A 15,128-nucleotide genomic window follows, 5' to 3' on the forward strand; every position below is an offset into this window, starting at 1 on the left:
TGAAATGAGGCCGGCGGGCCAGCCGGATATCAGTCGATGCGCTCCACGGCAATCGCGGTGGCCTCGCCACCGCCGATGCACAGGCTCGCGATGCCGCGCTTGAGGCCGCGCACCTTCAAGGCGTTGAGCAGGGTCACCACCAGGCGGGCGCCGCTGGCGCCGATCGGATGGCCCAGCGCGCAGGCGCCGCCATTGACGTTGAGCTTGTCGTGCGGGATGCCGAGTTCCTTCATCGGAGTCATCGCGACCACCGCAAATGCCTCGTTGATTTCGAACAGGTCGACGTCCCCGACTTTCCAGCCGGCCTTGTCCAGCACTTTCTGGATCGCGCCGACCGGCGCGGTGGTGAACCACTCCGGTTCCTGCGAATGGGTGGCGTGCGCCACGATGCGCGCCAGCGGCTTCAGGCCGCGCGCCTTCGCATCGTCGGCCGACAGCAGCACCACGGCGGCGGCGCCGTCGGAGATGCTGGACGAGCTGGCCGCGGTGATCGTGCCGTTCTCCTTGCGGAAGGCCGGTTTCAGGCTGGGGACCTTGGCGATATCGGAACGGCCGGGCTGCTCGTCGGTATCGACCACCACGTCGCCCTTGCGGCCGCTCACGGTGACCGGGACGATCTCGCCGGCGAACCCGCCGTTCTGCTGCGCCGCCAGCGCACGCTTGACCGACTCGATCGCGAACGCGTCCTGCGCCTCGCGGGTGAAGTGGTACTTGTCGGCGCACAGTTCGCCGAACACGCCCATCGCCTTGCCGTCGTACGGGTTGGTCAGGCCGTCCCACGCCATGTGGTCGACCAGCTGGCCGTCGCCGTAGCGGATGCCGGTGCGGGCCTGCACCATGTGCGGCGCATTGGTCATCGACTCCATGCCGCCGGCCACCACCACGGTCGCCGAGCCCGCCTTGATCAGATCGTTGCCCAGCATGATCGCCTTCATGCCCGAACCGCACACCTTGTTGATCGTGGTGCAGCCGGTGCCCGCCGGCAGGCCCGCGCCCAGCGAGGCCTGGCGCGCTGGCGCCTGGCCGAGGTTGGCCGGCAGCACGCAACCCATGATCACTTCGCCGACATCGGCCGGGGCCACGCCGGATTGCTCCAGCGCGGCGCGGATCGCGGTGGCGCCGAGCTTCGGGGTAGGCACGCCGGTGAACTGGCCGAGGAAGGAACCGATGGCCGTGCGCTTGGCACCGACAATGACGACGCTGACATCCGACATGGATAACTCCGCTTGCAAGACTCGAGGGGCGCGAACGCCTGACAGATAACCCCGCAATTATCGCAGCCTGCCGCGAAGCTCGGCAAACGGCCGCAAGTCCTTGCGGCACCGGCATTTGCGAGCGTTTCATTGGATTTCCGTTGTGCCAAGATGCGCGGCAGGGAAGCACCGCGGCGTATCCGCTACGCCGGCGATGCATGGGATTGGGACTTCGTTGGCAGGGGGAATGATGAAAACGTTCGACTCGGGTTTGCGGCGTCGCGAGATGGCGTGGCTGATGGCCATGGCGCTTGGATTGAGTGCCTGCGGCGGAGGCGGCAACGTCAAGCCGACACCACCACCGACCGTGCCGAGTTCGCCGCCACCGCCACCGCCAAGCACGCCGACCAATCAGCCGCCGCTGGATGCCCAGCTTGCGCTGACCAACGCCTCCGGCGCACACAGCCTGGGCTACACCGGCGCCGGCGTGACCATCGGCGTGGTCGACAGCGGCATCATGCGCAACCACCCGGCGCTGGTCGGGCGGGTCAAGCAGGAATTGATCTACATCGATCCGGCCACCAACAACACCGCGATCGACGACGTGGTCGGCCACGGCACCTGGGTCTCGCAGATCGCCGCCGGCCAGGCGTTCGACAAGTTCCCCGGCGGCATCGCGCCCGGCGCCAGCCTGGTTTCGGCGCGCATCATCAGCGACGTCGAGCCGAAGGACGATGGTTCGGGCCAGGGCAACGCGGTGACCGCCGCCGATGCCGACTTCTTCGCGCAGACGCTCAATCCGGCCCTGATCAACGCCGGCGTGCAGGTGATGAACAACTCCTGGGGCGGCATCTACTGGGATACCACCAACGCCTCGATCAACCAGGCCTTCGCCCAGGCTTACGAGCCGTTCGTGATACAGCATGGCGGCCTGGTGGTGTTCGCTGCCGGCAACGACTCCCGCAGCGATCCCAGCGACATCGCCAGCCTGCCCAGCCTGGCGCCGCAACTGGCGCCGGGCTGGCTGGTCGCCGTGGCGGTCGACAGCAACCATCCGAGCCAGTTGGCGAGTTATTCGAACGCCTGCGGCAGGGCGATGAGCTACTGCCTTGCCGCACCGGGCGATGTGATCGTCAGCGACAAGGATGCCGTTGCCGGCACCAGCCCGGCCTACTGGGTGGTCAGCGGCACTTCGTTCGCCGCACCGGAAGTCTCCGGCGCGGCCGCACTGGTGTGGCAGGCCTATCCGTATTTCAGCAACGACCTGGTGCGGCAGACCCTGCTCGGTACCGCGCGCGACCTTGGCGCGCCCGGCCCCGACACCACGTTCGGCTACGGCATGCTGGACGCATTCAGGGCGGTCAACGGGCCAGCCAGGTTCGACTGGGGCGATGTCACGGTGAACTTCAGCGGCACCTCGACCTGGGGCAACTCGATCTCCGGTGCCGGCGGATTGATCAAGCAAGGACCGGGCAGGCTCAACCTCTGGGGCGGCAGCAGCAGCTATACCGGTCTCACCCAGGTGCAGGGCGGCACGCTCGCCGTGGCCGGGTTGAGCAGCCCCGTCGAGATTGGCGCGCAGGGCACGCTGATGTCCGGCGATTCGCCGCTGAATCCCACGGGCTTCTCGGTCTACAACAACGTGACCAACGCCGGTGTGCTGGTCGTGAGCCAGGGTGACGTCCATCTAAGCGGCAACTACGTGCAGCAGGGCAACGGGCGGATAGCACTATCGCTGGGGTCGCAGCTGTACGTGAACGGCACGGCTACCCTGTCCGGTGGGGACCTCTATGTGTACGGCGCCAATTCCAACTACACCCTCAACTCGCACACGACGGTGCTGTCGGCTTATGGTGGTTTGACGGGCACCTTTTCGGCCCTGGGCACGGCGCCGAGCGTGACGTTGACCGCGACGCTGAACTACGACGCCAACAACGCCTGGCTCGACGTGCAGCAGGTGAATCTGAGCCAGATCCTGGGCCTGCCGTACACCGCCGCCAGTTTCGGCGCTGCGCAACGCACGCAGAGCGCATTCGAGCAGATCAACAGCCAATTGCAGGGCGTAGCCAGCGGCGCACCGGCCGACGCGGGCTTTATCGCCGGTGCCGCGAGCCTGCAGCGCGCCGTTTCCACCGAGGTCATGCAGCGTTCGCTGGAAAGCCTCTCGGGCCAACTGCATGCGGCCAGTGCGGCGATGACGTTCGAGGCGATCGATGCGGGCACGCGTGCGCTGTCCGATCGTTTCGACAGCCTGCTCGATACGCCGCAGGCCGGCGGCTGGACACAGAACCTCGGCTATCACGGCGACATGTCGCGCAGCGGCTACGACAGCGTCGGCTACGACCTCAGCGGCTGGTTGGTCGGGCAGGATCATCGCGTAGGCAGCAACGGCATTGCCGGCTATGCACTGAGCCAGAGCCAAGGCCTGGGGCGGCTCGCCGAAAGTGCGGATCAGGGCCGCAGCCATGCGCTGGAAGGCATGTTGTACGGCGGCGTGATCCGCGGCGCGTGGTATACGATGGGCCGCTTCGGGGCCGGCAGCTATCGTGAAAGCATGCGTCGCCGACTCGAACTCGGCGACCAGTTCGCCGGCGTGGCCAGCGACGGCAGCGGCCGCTACGGCGTGGCCTATGGCGAAAGCGGCTACCGTCTGGCGCTTGGCCGCACCCAGTTCACGCCGTACGTGAACCTGCAGTACGCGCAGGTGCAGCGCGACGGTTTCAACGAACGCGGCGCGTATGGCTTCGGCCTGAAGTCAGGCGCACAGACGACAGCGCGCTGGCAGGCTGGTTTGGGCGTGCGTGCCACGCGCAACTGGACGCTGGCCGGCGGTGGCAGCCTCAGCCTGCAGACACGGATGCTGTGGCAGCAGTCGTTCGGCCTGCGCGGCGAGGTGTTCGACGCCAGCTTCAGCGGGATCGACCAGTTCGCCCCGGTCGGCGGCATCGGCCTGTCGCGCTACGGCGGCGTGCTCGGTACCACGCTGGGCTGGCAGATGACTTCACGCGCCAGCCTGCAGCTCGGCTACGACCGTTACCTCGGTCAACGCCAGCAGGCGCAGATGGCCACGGCGAATTTCAGCTGGTCGTTCTGATCCGGCCGATCGACGGCATGGCCGGCGGGCATCGACTGCCGCCGGCCATGCGCGACATCATGCTTTGCCGTGGAACAGCTCGCGGCCGATCAGCATGCGGCGGATCTCGTTGGTGCCGGCGCCGATCTCGTACAGCTTGGCGTCGCGCAGCAGGCGGCCGGCGGGGAACTCGTTGATGTAGCCGTTGCCACCGAGGGTCTGGATGGCCTCCAGCGCCACCTGTACCGCGTTGACCGAGGCGTTGAGCAGGCACGCGGCCGGGTCGATGCGCGACTTCACGCCGTTGTCGAACTGCTGCGCCACCATGTAGGCGAAGCCGCGCGAGCTTTGCAGCGCGGTGTACATGTCGGCGATCTTCGCCTGCATCACGCCGAAGGTGCCGATCGGCGCGTTGAACTGCTTGCGCTCGCGCACGTAGGGCAGGGCCAGGTCCAGCGCCGCCTGCATCAGGCCGAGCGGGCCGCCGGACAGCACCAGCCGCTCGGTGTCCAGGCCGCTCATCAGCACGCGCACGCCTTCGTGGACTTCGCCAATGATATTTCCGGCCGGGATCTCGCAGTTCTCGAACACCAGTTCGCACGTGTTGGAGCCGCGCATGCCGAGCTTGTCCAGCTTCTGTGCCGTGCTGAAACCCTGCATGCCCTTCTCGACGATGAAGGCGGTCATGCAGCGGCTGCCGGCCGCGCGCGGCGCGGTACGCATGTAGACCAGCAGCACGTCGGCGTCGGGGCCGTTGGTGATCCACATCTTGGTGCCGTTGGCGACCCATACGTCGCCGCGCAACTCGGCCTTGCAGTTCATCGAGCCGACCACGTCGGAGCCGGCGCCGGGCTCGCTCATCGCCAGCGCGCCGACGTACTCGCCCGAGCACAGTTTCGGGATGTACTTGCGACGCTGCGCCTCGTTGCCGTTGTGGTAGATGTTGTTGAGGCACAGGTTGGAATGCGCGCCGTAGGACAGGCCGACCGAACCGGACGCGCGCGAGATTTCCTCCATCGCCACCATGTGCGCGAGGAAGCCCAGGCCGCTGCCGCCGTACTCTTCCGGCACGGTCACGCCGAGCAGGCCCATCTCGCCGAACTTGCGCCACAGGTCGGCGGGGAACAGGTTATCGCGGTCGATGCGGTCAGCACGCGGGGCGATTTCCTTTTCCGCAAACGCATGCACGGACTCGCGCAGCAGGTCGATGTCTTCTCCGAGCGGAAACGGACGCATGGCGAACTCCTTGAATGCAGACCGGCGATTTTAGCGCACGCCGCCTCGCAGCGCCGGCCACGGACGGGCGCGGGAGCTACAGCTGCGATTCGATCGGCAGCCAGCTCATCACCCGGGTGATCGCGCGCAGCCACCAGCCGGCGTCGGGCTCGTGCCCGAGCACCCGCGGCGGCTGCGTGGTGCGGTCCAGCCACTGCGTCGAGCCGTCCGCGCTGCGGCGGAGTTGGTAGCTCAGCGCCGGTGCGGCCAGCCGCAGGTATTCCTGGCGCAGGTCGCGGGCCAGGCCCGGATCGTCGAACAGCACGCCCATCTCGGTGTTGAGGTTGGCCGAGCGCGGGTCGAGGTTGAACGAGCCGACGAAACCGCGCGCGCCGTCGATCACGAACGCCTTGGTGTGCAGGCTGGCGCCGCTGCTGCCGAACAGGCCGTGGGTGGCGACCGGGCCGTTGCGGCGGAGTTCGAACAGGCTCACGCCGCCGGCCAGCAGGCGTGAGCGGTAGCGCTCGTAGCCACTGTGCACGGCCGGCACGTCGTTCGCGGCCAGCGAGTTGGTGATCACGCCGACCCGCGCGCCGGCATGCACCAGCGTCAGCAGTGTGGCGGTGCCCTTGCTGCCGGGGACGAAGTAGGGCGAGATCAGCAGCACCTCGCTGTGTACGCCGCCGAGGTGGGCGGCCAGCCGCGGTTGCAGCCAGCTGCCGCGGTCGGCGGACTTCGTCTTCAGCGGCGGATCGGACGCCACCACGATGTTCGCGCTCCAGTGCGGCGACAGTTCGTGGTTGGCCAGGCGCTGCGCGGAGGGCGAGGCGGCGACCCGATGCAGATAGACCTGCGCGGTGGCGTCGGCGGACTCGTGGGCGAGCGCGGCCACCAGCTTGTGCAGGTTTTCCGGCGTCTGCGGGTTCAGCGCCTCGATCGGCACGGCCGCGCTGGAGTTCCAGAAATCGTCGAAGATCGCGCTGGCGTCGACCACCGCCGGGCCGAGCAGGAGCATGTCGAGGTCGCGGAAGTTCACGCTGCTGCCGGCGTCGAAGTATTCGTCGCCGATGTTGCGGCCGCCGACCAGCGCGACCCGGCCGTCGACGATCCACGCCTTGTTGTGCATGCGGTGGTTGACGCTGAAGAAACGTTGCACCATTTCCAGCAGGCGCCACACGCCGCTGCGGTTGCGGAACGGGTTGTACAACCGCACTTCGATGTTGGGATGCGCGTCCAGCGCCAGCAGCGCCGGGTCGAGTCCCTTGGCGTTGATGTCGTCGAGCAGCAGGCGCACGCGCACGCCGCGCTCGGCCGCGGCGTATACCTCGCGCGCCAGCAGGTGGCCGACCAGGTCGTCGTGCCACATGTAGTACTGCAGGTCCAGGCTGCGCCCGGCCAGGCGTGCCGAGGCGGCGCGCGCGGCGAACGCGTCCAGGCCGTCGGGCAACAGGGTCGCTGCGGTCTTGCCCGGGTGGGTGGCCAGGTACGGCGCCAGCTCGCGGTCGATCGCGGTCTGTGCCGGCTGCAGCGGCAACGCCGTGCTGGGCGCACCGGTGGCGCGCGGAGTCAGGTGGTCGGCCAGCAGCAGCCCGCTGAGCATGAGCAGCAACAGCGCCAGCACACTCCAGCCCAGCCAGATCATCACCCTGCGCATCCGTGGCACCTCCTGCGTCCGATTATTCGGTTGCCACCTCACATATGCAAAGGCCTGCCGCGCAACGCGGCAGGCCTTTGGCGAGCATCGCATGCCGGTGAGGTCACCGGCATGCCGTATCGCAACGGTTTACTGACCGCGCATGCGGCCCTGGAAGCGGGTGCCGCCGTTGCCCATGTGCGACAGCTTCAGCTTGCCGATCGCGTTGATGCGCTCTTCGGCCAAGCGATCCGCGGCCTTGTAGGTCGGGATGCCGTCGTTCTTGGAGATCTCGAAGATGCGCCCGAGGTTGTAGTAGATCGTGCGCATCATGCGCATCGCGCGCTCGCGGTTGTAGCCGTCGATCTCCAGCGACACGTTCATCACGCCGCCGGCGTTGACCGCGTAGTCCGGCGCATACAGCACGCCGCGACGGTTCAGCTCGTCGCCGATCTCGTCGGTGGCCAGCTGGTTGTTGGCCGGGCCGCAGATGATCTTCGCCTTGATGCGGTTGATGGTCTGCTCGTTCAGCGTGCCGCCCAGGGCGCACGGCGAGTACACGTCGGCGTCGACGTCGTAGATCTCGTCCAGGCCCACCGCCTCGCAGCCCAACTCGTCGACGCAGCGCTGCACCGCTTCCTTGTTGATGTCGGTGACGAACACCTTGGCGCCCTGTTCGCGCAGCAGCTTGATGAACTCGCCGCCGACGTGGCCGCAGCCCTGCACGGCGTAGCTGTACTTGCCCACGTCTTCGTTGCCGTGCTTGAACTGCAGCGCGGCCATCAGGCCCTGCAGCGAGCCGTAGGCGGTGAACGGCGACGGGTCGCCCGAACCGCCATGCACCTGGTGCACGCCGGTGACGTACTCGGTCTCGCGGAACACGTATTCCATGTCGTTGACGTCGATGCCGACGTCCTCGGCGGTGATGTAGCGGCCGTTCAACGAGTTGACGAAGCGGCCGAACGCGCGGAACAGCGCCTCGGACTTGTCCTTGCTCGGGTCGCCGATGATCACCGCCTTGCCGCCGCCCAGGTTCAGGCCGGCCACGGCGTTCTTGAAGGTCATGCCGCGCGACAGCCGCAGCACGTCGTTCACCGCTTCCTGCTCGGTCTTGTACGGCCACATGCGCAGACCGCCGAGCGCAGGGCCCAGCACCGTGTTGTGGATCGCGATGATGGCCTTCAGGCCGGCGTCCTTGTTGTGGCAGAAGACGACTTCTTCGTGACCCGTGTTGGCGATGGTTTCAAAGATCATTGGAACGGTGACTCCATGATTTACGGTGCCGATGGGCATCTACAGATGGGCGGCGGGGAGCGGGTGGGACCCTGCCAGGGGGTGTGAAAACGCTGGAAACTCATCGCCCCGACCGGAGCCGGGGCGATGAATCAAAGCGACAAGTTTAATACGTCGCCCCCGCCGGTGGTGACGCGACGCAACAAGCCAGGGGCGTATGGAGTGTTCAGCGACCCCAGTAACCCGGCTGGAAGCGCCACTGGCGACCATGCTGCACCCAGCGTGCCGGGCGGTAGTGACGGCCCGGATGCACCCTGACCCGAGTGCCGCCGACCCACACGTGGCGATGGGCATAACCGTCCCAGCGCCAGTAGCCCGGCGCCCATGCGTAACCGCGCCGCGCCGGCGGCAGCCGCTCGAAACGGGGCGGCGGCGGGGCCACGCCGATGTTGATGCCGACCGCCACCTGGGTGCGCGCGGCGGCGGGCGGCGTATACATGGCGCCGGCGAACGTCAGGCCGAGTCCGGCCAGCAGGGCCAGCTTGAGAGGTATGCGGGTCATCGTGTTCTCCGTCAGCGCCGCGAACCGCGGCAGGCAGGACGGAAAACGAGGGGCGGCGCGCGCAGTTGACGGCGTGCCGCCCCTCGTTCAGCCAGCGATTACATCCAGGCCCGTTTACATCCGGCAGTTCGGCGCGTGGCCGCTGGCGCGCGCCTGCTGGTACACCGGCAGCAGTTGCTGTGCCTGCTTGTTCAGCGCCTGCGCACGGTTGCCGGACGACGGATGGGTGGACAGGAAGGCCGGCGGCTTGCTGCCGCCCTGCGCGCCCATCTTGTCCCACAGCGTCGCCGCCGCGCGCGGATCGAAACCGGCCTGGGCCATGTAGCGCTGGCCCAGCGTGTCGGCCTCGCTTTCCTGGGTGCGCGAGAACGGCAGCAGGATGCCCACCTGCGCGCCCACGCCGAGCAGCGCCGCGGCGTTGCCGGCATCGCTGCCGCGCGTGCCGGCGTAGATCGTGCCGGCAGCCACCGCCGCCTGCGCCGCCATGTTGTCGGACACGCGCTCCGCGCCGTGCCGCGACACCACGTGCGACAGCTCGTGGCCGAGCACCACCGCCAGCTGGTCCTGGTTATCGGCCAGCTTGAACATGCCGCGGTTCACGCCGATCCGGCCGCCGGGCAGGGCGAACGCGTTGGCGGTGTCGTCGCCGATGATCTGTACCTCCCACTGCTGGGTGTTCCACGGCGGCGGCAGCACCGCGATCAGCGCGTTGGACACGCAGGTGGCGTAGGCGCGCTCGCGCGGCGCGTCCACGAACTTGCCCTGCTTGCGCATGTCGTTGAACGCGCTCAGGCCCATCTGGCTCATCTGGCTGTCCGACACCATCATCAGCTGCGAGCGGCCGGTCGGCGAGGTGACGCAGGCGGCCAGCAGGGCGGTGATCAGCGGAATGCTCAGGTTGCGGATTTTCATGTGGGATCCTCCTTGGCTTGCAGCGGCGAAGCATACCTACAAGGTCTGCCGAGGCCGCGTGACTGTCGCTTGATATAGAACGAACGGTCGTGCTATTTTTACAACCATGACGATCGCCACCCACCCCGGCAAGCGTGCGGCCACCCGCGACACCATCCTCGACCACGCCTACGCGCTGGCCCGCCGCGACGGGCTGGAAGGCCTGTCGATCGGCAGCCTGGCCAGCGACGTGGGCATGTCCAAGAGCGGCGTGTTCGCCCACTTCGGTTCGCGTGAAGACCTGCAACTGGCGGTGCTCGACACCGGCCGCCAGCGCTTCGTGACCCAGGTGCTGCTGCCGGCGCTGAAGCAGCCGCACGGCCTGCCGCGGCTGCGTGCGATCGTGGCGAACTGGTTCGAATGGAGCCGCGAGCACCAGAGCGGCTGCGTGCTGCTGTCCGCCGTCAGCGAGTACGACGGCCGCGAAGGCGCGCTGCACGACGGCGTGGTGCGGCAGCAGGCCGGCTGGCGCGACGAGTTGCAGAAGGCGATCGCACAGGCGGTCGAACTGGGCCACCTGCGCAGCGACACCGACGTCGCCCTGCTTGCCTTCGAGATCTACGCCCTGATGCTCGGCCTGCATCACGACGCCGGGCTGTTCGGATTCGACGAAGCCGGCCGCTGTACCAAGGCGGCTTTCGAGCGCCTGTGGCGCAGCTGGCAAACCTGAGGCGAAACCCATGCCCACCGTCATCGACCGACTCAAGCTCACCACCGTGCGTACCGGCTTCGTGCTGGGCGGCCGCATCGCACCGAAGCGTACGGTGAACCGCGCCGCGCGCCTGTTCGCCACCCCGTTCGCCAGCAGCCGCAGCCGCGCGCAGGCGGCGCAGGGCGACGCGGACATGCAGCGCGGCGAATTGCACGTCAACGGCGAAACCATCGCCACCTACGTCTGGGGCGACCCCGCCACCCAGCCCTACGCGCTGCTGGCGCACGGCTGGTCCAGCTTCGGCCTGCGCTTCCTGCCGTGGGTGGCGCAGTTGCGTGCGCAGGGTTTCGCCGTGGTCACCTTCGACCAGCCCGGCCACGGCCACAGCACCGGCAAGCTGTGCACGTTGCCGGAATTCATCACGACGATCCGCGCGATCGGCGAGCGTTACGGCAACGCCGCGCTGGCGATCGGCCACTCGCTCGGCGGTGCCGCCGTCACCTTCGCGCAGGACGAAAGCTGGCATGCCGATCGGCTGATCCTGGTGGCGCCCGCCGCCGACATGAAGGCGGCGGCCGGTCGCTTCTTCCGCTTCGTGCGCCTGGGTGGCTACCTGCGCGAGCCGTTCTACGCATGGCTGCACCGGCGTACCGGCGTGCACATCGACGAGCTGCGGGTGGAACGCAAGCTGCCCATGCTCGGCCAGCCCGCGTTGATCGTGCACGACCTCGACGACGCGGACGTGCCGTGGGCCGAAGGCGAGCGTTACGCCCAGTACTGGCCCGGCGCGCGACTGTACACCACGCAGGGCCTGGGCCACCGCCGCGTGCTCGACGCCCCCGAAGTGATCGAGGCAGCGCTGGCTTTCGTGCGCGGCGAACAGGTGGGCACGCGCGTGATCGGCAGCCCGGACCTCGCGCTCTGCATGTAGGTTTTCCTTCTCCCCCGGAATTTCAGGGGAAATAACACCGTCATCCCGGCGAAGGCCGGGATCGCACTTCCGGCCTTCGCCGGGATGACGGCGTGGTAGCCCAAAACTCCGCGCTCCCTGTCGATCCACTAGAATCGGCAAGTTCAAGCACGATGTCCGGAGTTGCCATGAGTTCCCCCGCCAAGCACGTCCCCGCCAGCGCCCCGCAGACGGAAACCACCCCACTGCGTTTCGTCACCGCGGCCAGCCTGTTCGATGGCCACGACGCGGCGATCAACATCATGCGGCGAATCATCCAGTCGCAGGGTGCGGAGGTGATCCACCTCGGCCACAACCGTTCGGTCGAGGACGTGGTGCGCGCCGCGCTGCAGGAAGATGCCGACGCGATCGCGCTGTCGTCCTACCAGGGCGGCCACGTCGAGTACTTCAAATACATGGTCGACATGCTGCGCGAGCGCGGCGCCGGCCACGTGCGCGTGTTCGGCGGCGGCGGCGGCACCATCACGCCGGAAGAGATCCGCGAGCTGCAGGCCTACGGCGTCGAGCGCATCTACCACCCGAACGACGGCATGAAACTCGGCCTGGTCGAGATGATCGAGGACGTGATGCAGCGCGCCGGCAGCGCGGCGGCCAAGCGCGCGGAAGCCGAAGACCGCGCGCTGCCCAAGGTCGACATCGACGACGAAATCTCGATCGGCCACATGCTCTCGGCGATCGAGCTGGGCAAGCTCGACGGCAGCGAGCTCGAACACCATCGCAAGCAGTGGAAGCTGGCCGGCAAGCACACCCCGGTGCTTGGCCTCACCGGCACCGGCGGCGCCGGCAAGTCGTCGGTGGTGGACGAATTGCTGCTGCGCTTCCTGCATGCGTTCCCCGACATGCGCATCGCCGTGCTCGCCGTCGATCCGACGCGTCGCCGTTCGGGTGGCGCGTTGCTGGGCGACCGCATCCGCATGAATTCGTTGCGCTCCAAGCGCGTGTACATGCGCTCAATGGCCACCCGCCGCCAGCACGCGGCCACCAGCATCGTGCTGCACGACTGCATCGACTTCCTGAAGAGCCAGCCGTATGACCTGGTGATCGTCGAGACCGCCGGCATCGGCCAGAGCGATTCGGAAATCGTCGACCTGGTCGACTTCCCGGTCTACGTGATGACCAGCGACTACGGTGCCGCCAGCCAGCTGGAGAAGATCGACATGATCGACTTCGCCGACCTGGTCGTGCTGAACAAGTTCGACAAGCGCGGTGCCGAAGACGCGCTGCGCGACGTGCGCAAGCAGTGGAAGCGCAACCACACCGCGTTCACCGTGAAAGATGCGGACGTGCCGGTCTACCCGACTATCGCCAGCCAGTTCAACGACCCGGGCGTCACCTGGATGTTCACCAACCTGTGCCGGCTGATGCGCGAGAAGCTCGCGCTGCCGGTGGAGAAATGGTCGCCCCAGCTCGACACCACCCTGAAAGAACCGCGCGCCACCGTGCTGATTCCCGGCGCCCGCGTGCGCTACCTCGCCGAGATCGCCGAGCAGGGCCGTGCCATCAACAGCGGCATCGCGCATCAGGCCGAATTCGCCAGCAAGGCGCAGCATTACTACGAGGCGCTGAAGGAGCTGGGCGATAGCAGGCTGCCGCGCCCGCTCGATCTGTACAGCAGCGCAGACTTGCACGCATCTCCATCCGATCACGCTGAGCGTAGCCCGCAGGGCGCAGTCGAAGCGCCGCACCACGTCGACCGCTCCATCCTCCTTCTGCGCCAGCGCTACAACGCCGCGCTCAAGGAACTCAGCCACGAAGCCATCCATCAGTTGCGCGAATGGCCGGCGCTGTACGAGTCGGTCACCGCCGACGTCAACGAATACAAGGTGCGCGACAAAGTCATCCGCGTCGACAACTACCGCGACTCGCTGAGCCACCAGAAAATTCCGAAAGTCTCCCCGCCCAAATCGAAAGACTGGGGCGAACTCGTCAGCTTCCTCGGCCGCGAGAACCTGCCGGGCCACTACCCGTACACCGGCGGCGTCTACCCGTACCGCCGCAGCGGGGAAGATCCCACCCGCATGTTCGCAGGCGAAGGCACGCCCGAGCGCACCAACCGCCGCTTCCATTATCTGAGCCAGGGCGGCGCCGCCACGCGCCTGTCCACCGCGTTCGACTCGGTCACCCTGTACGGCGAAGACCCCGCGCCGCGCCCGGACATCTACGGCAAGATCGGCAACTCCGGCGTCAACATCGCCACCCTGGACGACATGAAGAAGCTGTACTCCGGCTTCGACCTCAGCGCGCCCAGCACCTCCGTCTCCATGACCATCAACGGCCCCGCGCCGATGATCCTGGCGATGTTCATGAACACCGCCATCGACCAGAACGTCGAGAAATACCTCAAGGAAGACGGCCAGCGCTGGGCTGCCGCGCAGCAAACCATCGACAAGCTCTACAAGAACAGCTCGCGCCCGCAATACCACGGCGACCTGCCCAAGGGTAACGACGGCTTGGGCCTGGGCCTGCTCGGCGTCTGCGGCGACGAACTGGTCGACGCGGAAACCTACGCCCGCATCAAGGCCGACACGCTCACCAAGGTGCGCGGCACCGTGCAGGCCGACATCCTCAAGGAAGACCAGGCGCAGAACACCTGCATCTTCTCGACCGAATTCGCGCTGCGTATGATGGGCGACATCCAGCAGTACTTCGTCGACCACAAGGTGCGCAACTTCTACTCGGTGTCGATCAGCGGTTACCACATCGCCGAAGCCGGTGCGAACCCGATCAGCCAGCTCGCCTTCACGCTCAGCAACGGCTTCACCATCGTCGAGTACTACCTCGCCCGCGGCATGAAGGTGGACGACTTCGCGCCGAATCTCAGCTTCTTCTTCTCCAACGGCATGGACCCGGAATACACCGTCATCGGCCGCGTCGCCCGCCGCATCTGGGCCCGCGCCATGCGCGAGCGCTACGGCGCCAGCGCCCGCAGCCAGATGATGAAGTACCACATCCAGACCTCCGGCCGCTCGCTGCACGCGCAGGAAATCCAGTTCAACGACATCCGCACCACGCTGCAGGCGATGTACGCCCTGTTCGACAACTGCAACTCCCTGCACACCAACGCCTACGACGAAGCGATCACCACGCCCACCGAAGAAAGCGTGCGCCGCGCGGTGGCGATACAGATGATCATCAACAAGGAACTCGGCCTCAACTTCAACGAGAACCCGTGGCAGGGCAGCTACGTCGTCGACACCCTCACCGACCTGGTGGAAGAAGCCGTCTACAAGGAGTTCGAGGCGATCAGCGAGCGCGGCGGCGTGCTCGGCGCGATGGACACTATGTACCAGCGCGGCAAGATCCAGGAAGAGTCGATGTACTACGAGCACAAGAAGCACGACGGCTCGCTGCCGCTGATCGGGGTCAATACGTTCCTGCCGAAGGATCATGGCGGGGAGATCGCTACCGAGATCGAGTTGATCCGCTCGACCGAAGAAGAGAAGGGCCAGCAGATCGCCAACGTGAAGCGCTACGGCGAGGCACGCAATGCGCTGGCCTCAGACAGCCTCAAGGTGTTGCAGGTAACGGCGCGCGACCGGCGCAACGTGTTCGAGCAGTTGATCGAGGCGGTGAAGTACAACTCGCTGGGGCAGATTTCGCACGCGTTGTATGACGTCGGCGGCGAATACCGCCGCAATATGTAAGC

10 protein-coding genes are annotated in these 15,128 nt (G+C 67.1%); 4 read left to right on the forward strand and 6 right to left on the reverse strand.

The window, feature by feature from the left end:
• Positions 1-29: 29 nt before the first annotated feature.
• Entirely contained in the window at positions 30-1,214 is a 1,185-nt protein-coding gene (locus ASG75_RS01100) for an acetyl-CoA C-acyltransferase (RefSeq protein ID WP_056384931.1), read from the reverse strand.
• Positions 1,215-1,443: 229 nt separating this feature from the next.
• Here ASG75_RS01100 and ASG75_RS01105 point away from each other — a divergent pair, with 229 nt between their 5' ends.
• Positions 1,444-4,287: an autotransporter serine protease gene (locus tag ASG75_RS01105; RefSeq protein WP_056386908.1), complete on the forward strand. Its 2,844-nt coding sequence runs from the start codon at positions 1,444-1,446 to the stop codon at positions 4,285-4,287.
• Between the two features lie 57 nt (positions 4,288-4,344).
• Here ASG75_RS01105 and ASG75_RS01110 read toward each other — a convergent pair whose 3' ends face one another.
• The 5 genes from ASG75_RS01110 to ASG75_RS01130 all read right to left on the reverse strand — a co-directional run bounded on the left by ASG75_RS01110 (position 4,345) and on the right by ASG75_RS01130 (position 9,821).
• The gene (locus ASG75_RS01110; RefSeq protein WP_056384933.1) at positions 4,345-5,502 is read right to left on the reverse strand and encodes an isovaleryl-CoA dehydrogenase; all 1,158 of its coding nucleotides are present in this window, start codon (positions 5,500-5,502) and stop codon (positions 4,345-4,347) included.
• Between the two features lie 76 nt (positions 5,503-5,578).
• Complete coding sequence (locus ASG75_RS01115; RefSeq protein ID WP_056384935.1) at positions 5,579-7,135, reverse strand: phospholipase D family protein; 1,557 nt, start codon at positions 7,133-7,135, stop codon at positions 5,579-5,581.
• A gap of 129 nt (positions 7,136-7,264) precedes the next feature.
• Positions 7,265-8,368, reverse strand: coding sequence for a Glu/Leu/Phe/Val dehydrogenase dimerization domain-containing protein (locus tag ASG75_RS01120; protein WP_056384937.1), 1,104 nt, complete (start codon positions 8,366-8,368; stop codon positions 7,265-7,267).
• A 205-nt stretch (positions 8,369-8,573) separates the two neighbouring features.
• Complete coding sequence (locus tag ASG75_RS01125; RefSeq protein ID WP_056384939.1) at positions 8,574-8,909, reverse strand: YXWGXW repeat-containing protein; 336 nt, start codon at positions 8,907-8,909, stop codon at positions 8,574-8,576.
• 114 nt (positions 8,910-9,023) lie between these two features.
• A complete protein-coding gene (locus tag ASG75_RS01130) occupies positions 9,024-9,821 on the reverse strand; it encodes a M48 family metallopeptidase (RefSeq protein ID WP_056384941.1) in 798 nt (265 codons plus the stop codon).
• Between the two features lie 106 nt (positions 9,822-9,927).
• On the opposite strand from ASG75_RS01130, the gene ASG75_RS01135 reads away from it, so the two are divergent.
• From ASG75_RS01135 to ASG75_RS01145, 3 genes are all read left to right on the forward strand, one after another.
• Entirely contained in the window at positions 9,928-10,530 is a 603-nt protein-coding gene (locus ASG75_RS01135) for a TetR/AcrR family transcriptional regulator (RefSeq protein ID WP_056384943.1), read from the forward strand.
• Between the two features lie 10 nt (positions 10,531-10,540).
• The gene (locus ASG75_RS01140; RefSeq protein WP_056384944.1) at positions 10,541-11,443 is read left to right on the forward strand and encodes an alpha/beta fold hydrolase; all 903 of its coding nucleotides are present in this window, start codon (positions 10,541-10,543) and stop codon (positions 11,441-11,443) included.
• Between the two features lie 167 nt (positions 11,444-11,610).
• Positions 11,611-15,126 (forward strand): methylmalonyl-CoA mutase family protein, encoded by a 3,516-nt coding sequence (locus tag ASG75_RS01145; protein ID WP_056384946.1) that lies wholly within the window; start codon positions 11,611-11,613, stop codon positions 15,124-15,126.
• Positions 15,127-15,128: the final 2 nt, after the last annotated feature.

The sequence above is a fragment of the Rhodanobacter sp. Soil772 genome (assembly GCF_001428385.1).
Classification (GTDB): domain Bacteria; phylum Pseudomonadota; class Gammaproteobacteria; order Xanthomonadales; family Rhodanobacteraceae; genus Rhodanobacter.

What these genes read in the sequence shown, in the direction of transcription:
- ASG75_RS01130 (WP_056384941.1), bottom strand. Translation starts at nt 9,821, where the DNA reads ATGAAAATCCGCAACCTGAGCATTCCGCTGATCACCGCCCTGCTGGCC.
- ASG75_RS01125 (WP_056384939.1), bottom strand. Translation starts at nt 8,909, where the DNA reads ATGACCCGCATACCTCTCAAGCTGGCCCTGCTGGCCGGACTCGGCCTG.
- ASG75_RS01110 (WP_056384933.1), bottom strand. Translation starts at nt 5,502, where the DNA reads ATGCGTCCGTTTCCGCTCGGAGAAGACATCGACCTGCTGCGCGAGTCC.
- ASG75_RS01105 (WP_056386908.1), top strand. Translation starts at nt 1,444, where the DNA reads ATGAAAACGTTCGACTCGGGTTTGCGGCGTCGCGAGATGGCGTGGCTG.
- ASG75_RS01140 (WP_056384944.1), top strand. Translation starts at nt 10,541, where the DNA reads ATGCCCACCGTCATCGACCGACTCAAGCTCACCACCGTGCGTACCGGC.
- ASG75_RS01120 (WP_056384937.1), bottom strand. Translation starts at nt 8,368, where the DNA reads ATGATCTTTGAAACCATCGCCAACACGGGTCACGAAGAAGTCGTCTTC.
- ASG75_RS01100 (WP_056384931.1), bottom strand. Translation starts at nt 1,214, where the DNA reads ATGTCGGATGTCAGCGTCGTCATTGTCGGTGCCAAGCGCACGGCCATC.
- ASG75_RS01145 (WP_056384946.1), top strand. Translation starts at nt 11,611, where the DNA reads ATGAGTTCCCCCGCCAAGCACGTCCCCGCCAGCGCCCCGCAGACGGAA.
- ASG75_RS01115 (WP_056384935.1), bottom strand. Translation starts at nt 7,135, where the DNA reads ATGCGCAGGGTGATGATCTGGCTGGGCTGGAGTGTGCTGGCGCTGTTG.
- ASG75_RS01135 (WP_056384943.1), top strand. Translation starts at nt 9,928, where the DNA reads ATGACGATCGCCACCCACCCCGGCAAGCGTGCGGCCACCCGCGACACC.